Annotated in this window: 11 protein-coding genes; 9 read left to right on the forward strand and 2 right to left on the reverse strand. The window is 71.7% G+C overall.

Features of this window, described 5'->3' with window-relative positions:
- Nucleotides 1-59: 59 nt before the first annotated feature.
- From tsaD to ACWCP6_RS04060, 5 genes are all read left to right on the forward strand, one after another.
- On the forward strand, nucleotides 60-1,157 hold the full coding sequence (gene tsaD / locus ACWCP6_RS04040) for a tRNA (adenosine(37)-N6)-threonylcarbamoyltransferase complex transferase subunit TsaD (RefSeq protein ID WP_450930741.1): 1,098 nt from the start codon (nucleotides 60-62) through the stop codon (nucleotides 1,155-1,157).
- Nucleotides 1,154-1,450 carry a hypothetical protein gene (locus ACWCP6_RS04045; RefSeq protein WP_450930742.1) on the forward strand — a complete coding sequence of 99 codons (297 nt, stop codon included), beginning with the start codon at nucleotides 1,154-1,156 and terminating at the stop codon, nucleotides 1,448-1,450. Before tsaD ends, ACWCP6_RS04045 begins: the two co-directional genes overlap by 4 nt.
- A gap of 66 nt (nucleotides 1,451-1,516) precedes the next feature.
- Nucleotides 1,517-3,568, forward strand: coding sequence for a cell wall-binding repeat-containing protein (locus tag ACWCP6_RS04050; RefSeq protein ID WP_450930743.1), 2,052 nt, complete (start codon nucleotides 1,517-1,519; stop codon nucleotides 3,566-3,568).
- A 140-nt stretch (nucleotides 3,569-3,708) separates the two neighbouring features.
- Nucleotides 3,709-4,059, forward strand: coding sequence for a YciI family protein (locus ACWCP6_RS04055; RefSeq protein ID WP_450930744.1), 351 nt, complete (start codon nucleotides 3,709-3,711; stop codon nucleotides 4,057-4,059).
- An 87-nt stretch (nucleotides 4,060-4,146) separates the two neighbouring features.
- Nucleotides 4,147-5,421 carry an RNA polymerase sigma factor gene (locus ACWCP6_RS04060; RefSeq protein WP_450930745.1) on the forward strand — a complete coding sequence of 425 codons (1,275 nt, stop codon included), beginning with the start codon at nucleotides 4,147-4,149 and terminating at the stop codon, nucleotides 5,419-5,421.
- Between the two features lie 36 nt (nucleotides 5,422-5,457).
- Here ACWCP6_RS04060 and ACWCP6_RS04065 read toward each other — a convergent pair whose 3' ends face one another.
- The gene (locus ACWCP6_RS04065; RefSeq protein ID WP_450930746.1) at nucleotides 5,458-6,744 is read right to left on the reverse strand and encodes a THUMP-like domain-containing protein; all 1,287 of its coding nucleotides are present in this window, start codon (nucleotides 6,742-6,744) and stop codon (nucleotides 5,458-5,460) included.
- A gap of 90 nt (nucleotides 6,745-6,834) precedes the next feature.
- Between ACWCP6_RS04065 and ACWCP6_RS04070 the strand changes: the two genes are divergently transcribed.
- The 4 genes from ACWCP6_RS04070 (at nucleotide 6,835) to groL (ending at nucleotide 11,163) form a co-directional block, all read left to right on the forward strand.
- Entirely contained in the window at nucleotides 6,835-7,911 is a 1,077-nt protein-coding gene (locus tag ACWCP6_RS04070) for a polysaccharide deacetylase family protein (RefSeq protein WP_450930747.1), read from the forward strand.
- A 113-nt stretch (nucleotides 7,912-8,024) separates the two neighbouring features.
- Complete coding sequence (locus tag ACWCP6_RS04075; RefSeq protein ID WP_450930748.1) at nucleotides 8,025-8,849, forward strand: polysaccharide deacetylase family protein; 825 nt, start codon at nucleotides 8,025-8,027, stop codon at nucleotides 8,847-8,849.
- A 272-nt stretch (nucleotides 8,850-9,121) separates the two neighbouring features.
- Entirely contained in the window at nucleotides 9,122-9,430 is a 309-nt protein-coding gene (gene groES / locus ACWCP6_RS04080) for a co-chaperone GroES (protein WP_003998759.1), read from the forward strand.
- 104 nt (nucleotides 9,431-9,534) lie between these two features.
- Nucleotides 9,535-11,163: a chaperonin GroEL gene (gene groL / locus ACWCP6_RS04085; RefSeq protein ID WP_450930749.1), complete on the forward strand. Its 1,629-nt coding sequence runs from the start codon at nucleotides 9,535-9,537 to the stop codon at nucleotides 11,161-11,163.
- A gap of 213 nt (nucleotides 11,164-11,376) precedes the next feature.
- Here groL and ACWCP6_RS04090 read toward each other — a convergent pair whose 3' ends face one another.
- The gene (locus tag ACWCP6_RS04090; RefSeq protein WP_450930750.1) at nucleotides 11,377-12,075 is read right to left on the reverse strand and encodes an ester cyclase; all 699 of its coding nucleotides are present in this window, start codon (nucleotides 12,073-12,075) and stop codon (nucleotides 11,377-11,379) included.
- Nucleotides 12,076-12,211 lie beyond the last annotated feature (136 nt).

Raw genomic sequence — 12,211 nt, forward strand, 5'->3', positions numbered from 1 at the left:
GGGCAGCCCGTCGTAGGACAGACACCCACGCAACTCAAGGAACTCAAGGAACCGGCTTCATGGCTGACGAACCTCTCGTCCTCGGCATCGAGACCTCCTGCGACGAGACCGGTGTCGGCATCGTCCGCGGCACCACCCTGCTCGCGGACGCGGTCGCGTCGAGCGTCGACGAGCACGCCCGCTTCGGAGGCGTCGTGCCGGAGGTCGCCTCGCGCGCCCATCTGGAGGCGATGGTGCCGACCATCGAGCGCGCGCTGAAGGACGCGGGGATCGCCGCCTCCGACCTGGACGGCATCGCGGTCACGGCCGGCCCCGGACTCGCCGGTGCCCTGCTCGTCGGCGTCTCGGCCGCCAAGGCGTACGCCTACGCGCTCGGCAAGCCGCTGTACGGCGTCAACCACCTCGCCTCGCACATCTGCGTGGACCAGCTGGAGCACGGCCCGCTGCCCGAGCCGACGATGGCGCTGCTGGTCTCCGGCGGCCACTCCTCGCTGCTGCTGTCCACGGACATCACCTCGGACGTGCGGCCCATGGGTTCCACCATCGACGACGCGGCGGGCGAGGCCTTCGACAAGATCGCCCGGGTGCTGAACCTCGGCTTCCCCGGCGGCCCGGTCATCGACCGGTACGCACGCGAGGGCGACCCGAACGCGATCGCGTTCCCGCGCGGGCTGACCGGCCCCCGCGACCCCGCGTACGACTTCTCCTTCTCCGGCCTGAAGACCGCCGTGGCCCGCTGGATCGAGGCCAGGCGCGCGGCGGGCGAGGAGGTGCCGGTGCGTGACGTCTCGGCGTCGTTCCAGGAGGCCGTCGTCGACGTGCTGACCCGCAAGGCCGTCCGCGCCTGCAAGGACCAGGGCGTCGACCACCTGATGATCGGCGGCGGCGTCGCGGCGAACTCGCGGCTGCGGGCCCTCGCCGAGGAGCGCTGCGAGGCCGCCGGAATCCGGCTGCGCGTGCCGCGCCCCAAGCTGTGCACGGACAACGGCGCGATGGTCGCCGCGCTCGGCGCCGAAATGGTCGCCAGGGGCCGCGCCGCGTCCGACTGGGAGCTGTCCGCGGACTCCTCCCTCCCGGTCACGGACCCTCATGTCCCGGGCCGGGCGCACGACCACGACCATGTGCACGAGGTCAGCAAGGAGAACCTGTACGGATGACGGTCGCCCTGATGTGGGAGGCCCGCGCGGTCGCCGGGCGCGGCGCGGAACTGCTGGACTGGGCGAGGGGCCGGGAGCTCACGCCGGGGCCGCTGCGCCGCGAGACCTTCCGCGCACCCGGGGACCGTGTCCTCGTCATCACCTGGTGGGATGCGGACTTCGCCGCCGACCTTCCCGAACTCCCCGATCCGGACGGTGCTTTGGTGACCCGGCCGGTCCACCGGTGGCGCTTCGAGTCGCTGGGGGACGGACGGGAGCCGGGCGCGGGCCCGTTGCCGGGGTGTGATCCGTAACTCCGTTCCCCTGCCCCACGGCCGTCCCTTAGGGTGCGGACCTCGAAAATATTTGTGGGGGCACATGTGAACAGGGGAATGCGCCGCGGTCTCGCGGCGCTGGGCACGGCCGTGGCGATGGCGGGGGGCGCCCTGGCCACGGCACCGGGGGCCGCGGCGGCCGGCCCGGTGGCCTGGCAGGCCACCGACGGCAAGCTCGCCTACACCGACGCGTACACCAACTACCTGGTGGCCGGAACGGCGTCCGAGCTGCACGGCACCGAACTGGCGTACGGCGCCAAGCATCCGGCCTGGTCGCCGGACGGCAGCCGGGTCGCGTACGTCAACAAGGCGACCGGGCGCGTCGAGACCCGTCGCTACACCGGCTCCACGCCGGTGACGATCGAGGAGCAGTCGAGCGGCACCGGCGCGGCCTCGGAGCCGACCTTCTGGTACGAGGGGCAGTACGTCGTCTACACGGCGGACGGGCGCCTCCGGTACGCCCGTTCGGACGGCGCCCGGTACGCGGAGCCGCTCCTCGCGACCGACGTGGACGGCTGCGACAAGCAGCCCAGCGGCGCGGTCAACGGCCTGCTCGCCTTCGTCCGCACCGGCACCAGCTGCGGCACCGCCACCGGGCCCGTGCTGATGCTGCTCGACGGTGACACCGGCACCATCAAGAAGCTCGCGGCCGGCGGCGAGGACCCCGACGTCTCGCCCGACGGCACCCAGGTCGCCTTCGTCCGCTCCGTCGACGGCGTCAAGCAGCTGTTCACGATCGGCGTCGACGGCACCGGCGAGAAGCAGCTGTCGCACGGCACCACGTCCGTCCGCAACCCGTCGTGGTCCGGCACCGGCACCCGTATCGCCTTCAACGACACCGGCTCGGGCACCGACTCGGCGACCCAGGTCGCCGACGTCGCCACCGGCACCGTCACCCCGCCCGCGCACAACTGGGGTGCGGACGACGTCGCCTGGCAGCGGGTCCGCAAGAACAGCACGGTCCGGGTCTGGGGCGCGGACGCGTACGGCACCAACGTCACCGCGTCGAAGTGGACCTGGAACACGGTCGGCCAGAGCCGCCCGGGCATGTTCACCGCCAAGTCCGCGGTCCTCGTCGGCAAGGACAGCCCGTCCTACGCCCTGACCGCCCCTGCGCTCGCCGGGGAGAAGTCCGGGCCCGTCCTGATGACGCCGAAGTCGTCGGTCTCGTCCGCCGTGCAGGCGGAGCTGAAGCGCACGCTGAAGCGCGGTTCGACGGTCTACCTGGTCGGCGGCACGGACATCCTGGGCAGCGCCGTCGCCTCCAAGGTGAGCGCGCTCGGCTTCACCCCGAAGCGGCTCGCGGACACTTCGCGCTACTCCACCTCGGTCAAGGTGGCCAAGGCCATCACGAGCAGCCCCGGCTACGTGTTCCTGGCGACCGGCAACGACTACCACTCGGCGCTCGCCGCATCCGCGGCCGCCGGGGCGCTCGGCTCCGGCGGCAAGGCCGTCGTCGTGCTGAACGACGACAAGAAGCTGTCGTCGTCCGTCAGGTCGTACCTCGACTCGGTCGACCCGGAGCGCACCATGGTCATCCCGGTCGGCAGCTCCGCGAAGTACGCGCTCACGCACACGTCGTTCCCGCACTGGCCGAACCGCTGGCACTACTACCCGGTCTCGGGCACCGGCCACGACGGGACGTCCGTCGCGCTCGCCAAGCTCTGGTGGTCGGCGCCGAACCAGGCCGGTCTCGCCCGGACGGACAGCTGGCGCGGCGGGCTGTCCGCGGCGACCGGCATGTACACCTTCGGGCCGGTGCTGTGGACCGACGAGACCACGCCGTCCGACCGCGTCGCCTCTTACCTGCGCGGTGAGGCGGCGAGCGCCAACCTCGTCATCGCCTTCGGCGGCACCGGTTCGGTGTCGCGGAACGTCCTGGACGCGGCCGGGTCCGCCATCAGCCCGGGCGCGAGCCGGTTCACGTACCGCGGGTACTACGAAGGCGCCTGGCAGGGCGGTCCGCAGGGCCTGCGGAGCCCGCAGGCCGAACGGTCGCCGGCGCCCCGTACGGCCGGCGCGGACCCGGTGCGTCCCGGGGCCCCTGCCGCGCCGCTCCCGGACCTCTCCCGGGTCCGCACCGCGGCCGGCCGGTGACCTGACCGGACGACGCGGCACGGCCCGGAGAAATTTCCCCGAGGAATTCTCCGGGCCGTGTCGATTCCGGTGTCTCCCGTTCGACGCATGAGTGAGAGGCGGGGGACGGGCCCCCGCCCCGCACCGAACGAGGAGCCGACATGCCCCGCTACATGAGCCTGGTCCGTATCGCCGAGGACGAGATCCCGCAGGAGCTGCCCGAGCGGCTGATGCTGGACATGGGCACGCTCATCGAGGAGATGACCAAGGCCGGTGTGCTGCTCGACACCGCCGGACTCACCCCGACCAAGGAGGGCACCCGCCTGCACTGGAGGAACAGGGAGCTGTCCGTCACCGACGGACCGTTCACCGAGACCAAGGAGGTCGTCGGCGGATACGCGATCCTCCAGTGCAAGGACAGGGCCGAGGCGCTCGAATGGACCAAGCGGTTCCTGTCGATCCACGGCGACATCGGTGTGACCTCCGAGCTCCGGGAGATCGTCGAGGGCTGACGGGCCCGCGACCCGGTGCGCTCCTCTCCGCCGTGCTCCGGGGCGAGGTTTTGCGGGCACACCACCGGGGTGCTCTGATGGGTGGCCATGACGGACGCCGACACACCCCGGGGTGCGATCGAGACGGTCTTCCGGATCGAGTCGCCCCGCATCATCGCCGGTGTCGCACGGATCGTGCGGGACGTCGGCATAGCGGAGGAGCTGGCCCAGGACGCCCTGGTGGCAGCGCTGGAGCAGTGGCCCGAGTCGGGTGTCCCGGACAACCCGGGCGCCTGGCTCATGGCCACGGCCAGGCACCGTGCCGTCGACCTGGTCCGCCGCAGGGAGCGGTACGCACGCAAGCTGGCGGAGATGGGGCGCGACCCGGCCGCCGCGCCGCCGTACGTCCCCGACCCGGCCGACACCGCACTCGCCGACCCCGACACCATCGACGACGACCTGCTGCGGCTCGTCTTCACGGCCTGTCACCCGGTGCTCTCGGCGCAGGCGCGCATCGCCCTGACCCTGCGGCTGCTCGGCGGTCTGACCACCGCCGAGATCGCCCGTGCCTTCCTGACCACCGAGCCGACCGTCGCCCAGCGCATCGTGCGCGCCAAACGCACCCTGGCCGCCAAGGGCGTCCCCTTCGAGGTGCCGTCCGGCCCCGACCGCGAGGCACGCCTCGGCTCCGTCCTGGAGGTCATCTACCTCGTCTTCAACGAGGGCTACGCGGCGACCGCGGGCGACGACCTGCTGCGCCCCGCGCTGTGCGAGGACGCACTCAGGCTGGCCCGCGTGCTCCAGGGGCTGATGCCGAAGGAGCCCGAAGTGCACGGGCTCGCCGCGCTGCTGGAGCTCCAGGCGTCCCGCACGGCCGCACGCACCGGCCCGTCCGGGGAGCCGGTCCTCCTGCGCGACCAGAACCGCTCCCGCTGGGACAAGCTCCTCATCCGCCGCGGCTTCGCCGCCCTCGCCCGCGCGGACGCCGCGTCGGCGGGCGGCCCTCCCGGCCCCTGCACCCTCCAGGCCGCCATCGCCGCCTGCCATGCTCGGGCGTACACGTACGAGGGCACCGACTGGCCCCGGATCGCCGTCCTCTACGGTCTCCTGGCTGCCCGGACCCCGTCCCCGGTCGTCGAACTGAACCGCGCGGTCGCCGTGAGCATGGCGGACGGCCCCGAAGCGGGTCTGGCGCTGGTGGACGCCCTCGCCGAGGATCCGGCCCTGAAGGGCTACCACCTGCTGCCCAGCGTCCGCGGTGATCTGCTGGCGCGCCTGGGCCGCACCGATGAGGCGCGCACGGAGTTCGAACGAGCGGCGTCCCTGACCGGGAACGAGAGGGAACGGGCCCTGCTCCTGCGCAGGGCGGCCGAACCCGGCTGACCCCCGCCGTCGGAAAGCGGTTCTCCGCCCGGAGGGCTACTGCCGGGCCGGGTGTCCGACCAGCATGGTCGGCGCCCCGGCCACCCGCGTCAGAAACACGGTCGCCGCGTGCGCCCCCTGCGGTTTCACCTTCCGCCGCAGTTCCTCCGGCTCCACCGCCGACCCCCGCTTCTTGACGGTGAGCACCCCGACACCGCGTTCCCGCAACAAGGCCTTCAGCCTCTTCACGTTGAACGGCAGCTGATCGGTGATCTCGTACGCCGCCGCGTACGGTGTGGCCCGCAGCTCGTCCGCCGTGACATAGGCGATCGTCTCGTCGATCAGGCCCCCGTCGAGCTCGTCGGCGACCTCCGCGACCAGATGGGCACGGATGACGGCGCCGTCGGGCTCGTACAGATAACGCCCCACGGGGCGCACGTCCGGATCGGGCAGCCCCCGCCCGACGAGCGTCCGCGGTCCGGGCAGCAGCGTCGCCCACATCCGCCCGGCGCCCGCGCCCCCGATCCGCCCGGTGCCCGCGTCGTCGCCGGGGCCCTCGGACCCGCTCCGGCCGGGGTCCTCGGGCCCGCTCCCGCCGCCGGGCCGGGTCCCCGGTCCGAACCACAGCACCGCTTCCTTCACGTCGCCGCCGTCCGAGATCCACTCGGCCCCGGCCGCGTCGGGGATCGCCTCGTGCGGGATGCCCGGAGCGATCTTCAGTGCGGCGCGCGGCGCCTTCAGGGCCGCATCGACGGCCCAGGACAGGGGCGGCGAGTACGCCTCGGGGTCGAAGATCCTTCCGCGTCCGCCGCGCCGCGCGGGGTCCACGAACACGGCGTCGTACGGCGAGGTGTCCACCTCGGTGACGTCGGCCTCGCGCACCTCGATCAGCCGGTCCAGGCCCAGCGCCTCGGCGTTGGCCCGCGCCACCGCGCAGGTCAGCGGGTCGCGGTCGACGGCCAGGACGGAGATCCCGGCGCGCGCGAGGGCGATCGCGTCACCGCCGATCCCGCAGCAGAGGTCGGCGACGGAACGTACCCCCATCTCCGCGAACCGCTCTGCCCGGTACGCCGCGACGGACGCCCGGGTCGACTGCTCGACGCCGTTCGGCGTGAAGAACATCCGGCCCGCGTCCGCCGCGCCGAACTTGGCCACGGCGCGCTGCCGGAGCCGCGCCTGGCCGAGCGCAGCCGAGACCAGCTCGGCCGGATGGTCGCGGCGCAGCCGGGTGGCGACGGCCAGCTCGGCCGAGGGATCGGTGTCCCGCACCTCGTCGAGCAGGGCGCGGCCCTCGTCGGTGAGCAGGGCACGGAAGGAGGAGGCCGGCTGGGCGAGGTCGTTCACCGGGCCATTGTGGGCCAGTCGGTGGATGGTGCGCGCGCGACGGCGGTGTCGCCCGCGCGCGGACACGGGGCGCTGCGAGGATGCGGCGCCATGGAACTAGTACGACAAAAGGAAGAATTGGGGGAGAAGCGCGTCGACGCGGGGGTCCGCATCGGGACCGCCGACGGGACCGCCGCCGTGGCCGGTACCACGACCGCCGCCGTGGCCGGCACCGGGACCGGGGCAAGGACAGGGACCGGCACCGTGGTCGTGACCGCGGCCGGGACCGGGGCCGGGTGCGTGTACCGCCGCACCCGTCTGTGCGCCGCCCTGGCGGTCCTCGCCGTCGCCGCCCTCGCCTCCGGTTGCGCCGGTTCGGACACCGGCGTCAGGCCCGCGCCGGGTCCGCAGCGTCTTCAGCTCCCGGCGGCCCGCGACCTCGACTCGTACGCCACCAGACTCGCGGCCGAACAGCGTGCCCGCGTCGCGGCCGCCAAGCGCTGGGGGCTGGCGGAGACCCCCCTGACCGCCCCCGCCCCGCCGGAGGCCAAGCCGCGGATCCGGGCCCGTGCGGGGTTCGAGGTGCACGACCAGGAGAAGTACCCGCCGGTGTTCACCACCGTCCCGACCAAGCAGAAGGTCGTCTTCCTCACCATCGACGACGGCGAAGAGAAGGACCCGGCGTTCCTTCGGATGATGAGCGACCTGAAGATCCCGTACACCGCCTTCCTCAGCAACTACCTGATCGAGAACGACTACGGGTACTTCCGGAAGATGCAGAGGTCCGGGGTCACGCTGAACAACCACACGCTGACCCACCCCTATTTGCCGGGCCTCGACTACGAAGCGCAGCGCCACGAGATCTGCGGCATGCAGGACATCATGGAGAAGGAGTTCGGCAAGCGGCCCACCGTCATGCGCCCGCCCTACGGCAGCTACAACCGGGACACCCTGCGCGCCGCCGCCTCCTGCGGCATCAAGTACGCCCCGATCTGGAACGAAGAGGTCTTCGTCGACCGCTGGGAGTACCGCGAGGACGACAGACGGCTGCGCCCCGGCGACATCGTCCTCACCCACTTCCGGGGCCGCAAGGACTGGAACGGCACCATGGTCGACGACATGCGCCGGTTCCTGAACCTGGTCACCGCCAAGGGCTACGCGGTCGCCAGGCTGGAGGACTACCTGTGACGGGACGGGCGCAAACGCCCCGGGCCCGGATGCGCGGCTGGGCCTCCGGCGGGGCGGGGGCGGGCGGCGGCCGGGCGCACGGGGCAGGCACTCGTCGGGCGCGGGTGCGTCGCATGCCGTCCGCGGTGCTGGCCGGCGTCGTGCTCGCGTCCGTCCTGCTCACCGGCTGTGCCCAGTCCGTCGACCCGATCGAACGGCTCAGCAGGAAGGCCGCGCAGAAGGTCGGCCCCCACCCGCACCAGCCGACCGCGGCCACCTACCGCCGCTGGGGGGTGCCCACACCGCTCGCCGCGCCGCCCCGCCCCCCGGGCGCGCGGCCGGTGCCGGGTGCCGCGGCGCGAGGGCTGCCGCCCGTCGTCGACCACGTCCCCACCAACCGCAGGATCGTTTTCCTGACCTTCGACGACGGCGCCGAGAAGGACCCCAAGTTCGTCGACATGGTCCGCGAACTGCGTCTTCCCGTCAGCCTGTTCCTCACCGCGGACGTCGAGGGGCCCGGCTACGGGCGCTTCGGGCAGCTGCGCGCCGTCGGCTCCACCGTGCAGAACCGCACGCTCCACCACCCCTTTCTGCCCGGACTGCCGTACGCGGGACAGCGCGCCGAGATCTGCGGCCAGCAGGACAAGCTCAAGGACCGCTTCGGCACCCGGCCCCGCCTGTTGCTCCCGCCCTACGGCAAGTACGACGACGACACGCTGCGCGCCGCCGCGGACTGCGGGATCACGGCCGTGGTGCTGTGGCGGGCTTCCCTGCAGACCCACCACCTGCGGTACGCGGACGCCAGCGGGGGGCGGCTCCGTCCGGGGGACATCGTGCTGGTGCGCTTCCGGGGCCCGGACGACCCGCACGGGGAGACGCTCACCGCTATGACGGCGCGTCTGCTGCGGCAGATCCAGGAACAGGGTTTCACGGTGGCGCGGCTGGAGGACTACCTCTGACCACCGGCCGGTGACACGCAGGCGCGGCGACGGGGACGGGTGGCGATCGCGCTCGTGGGGGCGGTGATGGCGGGGCTTCCGGCACGACATGCGCGGCGCATTGGCACTCCGCTTGACCGAGTGCTAATCGCGGTCATAGTCTCGGCTCTGGCACTCCCCACCGGAGAGTGCCAATACGCGACGGGCAGGTCCGGCACCCGCGACGACGGATCCACCTGGTCGCCACCTCAGACAGTTAACCCCGTGAGATCTCCGAAGGGGGAGGTCGGATCGTGACGACCACCAGCTCCAAGGTTGCCATCAAGCCGCTCGAGGACCGCATCGTGGTCCAGCCGCTGGACGCCGAGCAGACCACGGCCTCGGGCCTGGTCATTCCGGACACCGCCAAGGAGAAGCCCCAGGAGGGCGTCGTCCTGGCCGTGGGCCCGGGCCGCTTCGAGAACGGCGAGCGCCTTCCGCTCGACGTCAAGACCGGCGACATCGTGCTGTACAGCAAGTACGGCGGCACCGAGGTGAAGTACAACGGCGAGGAGTACCTCGTCCTCTCGGCTCGCGACGTCCTCGCGATCATCGAGAAGTAATCACCCCGATTTCTTCGAACTGCGCCCCTGGTCACCCTGCTGATGCCGGGCGGCGAGGGGCGCATTTCTTTCACCACACTTTCCGAGAGGGCTGAACCGCTCCCATGGCGAAGATCCTGAAGTTCGACGAGGACGCCCGTCGCGCCCTCGAGCGCGGCGTCAACAAGCTTGCCGACACGGTGAAGGTGACGATCGGCCCCAAGGGTCGCAATGTCGTCATCGACAAGAAGTTCGGCGCGCCGACCATCACCAACGACGGCGTCACCATCGCCCGTGAGGTCGAGCTCGAGGACCCGTACGAGAACCTCGGCGCCCAGCTCGTCAAGGAGGTGGCGACCAAGACCAACGACATCGCGGGTGACGGCACCACCACCGCCACCGTGCTGGCCCAGGCCCTGGTCAAGGAGGGTCTGCGCAACGTAGCCGCCGGCGCCTCGCCGGCCGCCCTGAAGAAGGGCATCGACGCCGCCGTCAAGGCCGTTTCGGACGAGCTGCTCGCGACCGCCCGCCCGATCGAGGAGAAGTCCGACATCGCCGCCGTGGCCGCGCTGTCCGCCCAGGACCAGCAGGTCGGCGAGCTCATCGCCGAGGCGATGGACAAGGTCGGCAAGGACGGTGTCATCACCGTCGAGGAGTCCAACACCTTCGGCCTGGAGCTGGACTTCACCGAGGGCATGGCGTTCGACAAGGGCTACCTGTCGCCGTACTTCGTGACGGACCAGGAGCGCATGGAGGCCGTCCTGGAGGACCCGTACATCCTCATCAACCAGGGCAAGATCTCCTCCATCCAGGACCTGCTGCCGCTCCTCGAGAAGATCATCCAGACCGGCGCCTCCAAGCCGCTGCTGATCATCGCCGAGGACGTCGAGGGCGAGGCCCTGTCCACGCTCGTCGTGAACAAGATCCGCGGCACCTTCAACGCCGTTGCCGTGAAGGCCCCCGGCTTCGGCGACCGCCGCAAGGCGATGCTCCAGGACATCGCGGTCCTCACCGGCGGCACCGTCATCGCCGAGGAGGTCGGCCTCAAGCTCGACCAGGTCGGCCTGGACGTGCTGGGCACCGCCCGCCGCGTGACCGTCACCAAGGACGACACCACCATCGTCGACGGCGGCGGCAAGTCCGAGGACGTCACCGGCCGCGTCGCCCAGATCAAGGCCGAGATCGAGGCCACGGACTCCGACTGGGACCGCGAGAAGCTCCAGGAGCGCCTCGCCAAGCTGGCCGGCGGCGTGTGCGTGATCAAGGTCGGCGCCGCCACCGAGGTCGAGCTCAAGGAGCGCAAGCACCGTCTGGAGGACGCCATCTCCGCGACCCGCGCCGCGGTCGAGGAGGGCATCGTCTCCGGTGGTGGCTCCGCCCTGGTCCACGCCGTCAAGGTGCTGGAGGGCAACCTCGACAAGGAGGGTGACGAGGCCACCGGTGTCTCCGTCGTCCGCCGCGCCGCCGTCGAGCCGCTGCGCTGGATCGCCGAGAACGCCGGCCTCGAGGGCTACGTGATCGTGTCCAAGGTCGCCGAGCTCGACAAGGGCAACGGCTACAACGCCGCCTCCGGCGAGTACGGCGACCTGATCAAGGCCGGCGTCATCGACCCGGTCAAGGTCACCCGCTCCGCCCTGGAGAACGCCGCCTCCATCGCCTCCCTGCTGCTCACGACCGAGACCCTGGTCGTCGAGAAGAAGGAAGAGGAGCCGGCCGAGGCGGGCCACGGCCACGGTCACGGCCACAGCCACTGACGCCACGCGCTCACGCGCGCCGAGCAGTCGCACCGAGAGGCCCGGTTCCCCCGTCGAGGGGGTGCCGGGCCTCCCGGCTGTAAGAAGGTGCGGCAGGCCGAGGCGCCGTGCGCCGTCACCGCCGCCCCGCCCCGGCAGCGCGGTGGGGCGCGGTGCGGGTGCGGTGACCCCGGCTCGCCTCCGCGGTCCGGGCCCGGCCGGCGCGGGCGTCGCTCAGCCGGGCATCGCGCCCAGTTCGCGCATCAGACGCATCGCGTCGTAGTGCCACCAGCCCTCGGCGATCCTCCCGTCCTTGCAGCGGAACGTCGTCGAGCCCGTCATGGTGCACGTCCTCCCGGTCGCCGGTATGCCCAGGAAGTCGCCCTGGTGCCTACCGGTCCAGGTCCACAGGGTGGTGACGCAGTCGCCCTCGGCCAGCTGCACGTCCTTGTCGAGAGAGAAGTCGAACCCGCCGCGCCACATCTTGACGCCCTGCCGCATGACGTCGCGGCCGTAGACGGTGGGCTCGTCCCTGAGGATGTCGTGGTCGCAGTAGTCCTCGGCGAAGACCTCGTCGACGACGTCGTAGTGGCCCTCGGCGACCACCTCGTCGAGGAACCGGTTCACGAGTTCCTTGCTGAGCTGGTCGTCGCGCATCACGTCCAGGTTGGTGAAGGTGGGCATGGCGTCGCAGAGCGCCACCATCTCCTGGAAGATCCGGTCGGTCTCCGGAAGCTGAGAGTTCCTCATCGCCTCGTCGTAGGAGGGGAATTCCACGATCTCGACGATGTGGCTTCCGCTGTCGCGGTCTTTGCCGACCAGGCTGTGCGTCGCGGTCCGCTTGCCCTTGGTCTGCTCGATCCACCGGTCCATGAGACGGTTCATGTCGTCGAACCGCTCGGTCTTGCAGTCGATTATCTGTGCGAATTTCATGGCGCCTCCCGGGCTCGACGGGACACCTTCAGTCTAGTGAGAAGTCACCCATTCGCCCGGAATGTGCAGGTGGATGAGGTGGCCCCGCCGGCCCGATGAGCAGGCGGCCGGGCGGCGTCCCGGTGTGCCGGAGGTG

Source organism: Streptomyces sp. NPDC002004 (genome assembly GCF_053593975.1).

Excerpts from the sequence above, each read along its gene's own strand:
- tsaD (WP_450930741.1), top strand. The coding sequence starts at position 60 with ATGGCTGACGAACCTCTCGTCCTCGGCATCGAGACCTCCTGCGACGAG.
- ACWCP6_RS04045 (WP_450930742.1), top strand. The coding sequence starts at position 1,154 with ATGACGGTCGCCCTGATGTGGGAGGCCCGCGCGGTCGCCGGGCGCGGC.
- ACWCP6_RS04055 (WP_450930744.1), top strand. The coding sequence starts at position 3,709 with ATGCCCCGCTACATGAGCCTGGTCCGTATCGCCGAGGACGAGATCCCG.
- ACWCP6_RS04060 (WP_450930745.1), top strand. The coding sequence starts at position 4,147 with ATGACGGACGCCGACACACCCCGGGGTGCGATCGAGACGGTCTTCCGG.
- ACWCP6_RS04070 (WP_450930747.1), top strand. The coding sequence starts at position 6,835 with ATGGAACTAGTACGACAAAAGGAAGAATTGGGGGAGAAGCGCGTCGAC.
- ACWCP6_RS04075 (WP_450930748.1), top strand. The coding sequence starts at position 8,025 with ATGCCGTCCGCGGTGCTGGCCGGCGTCGTGCTCGCGTCCGTCCTGCTC.
- groL (WP_450930749.1), top strand. The coding sequence starts at position 9,535 with ATGGCGAAGATCCTGAAGTTCGACGAGGACGCCCGTCGCGCCCTCGAG.
- ACWCP6_RS04090 (WP_450930750.1), bottom strand. The coding sequence starts at position 12,075 with ATGAAATTCGCACAGATAATCGACTGCAAGACCGAGCGGTTCGACGAC.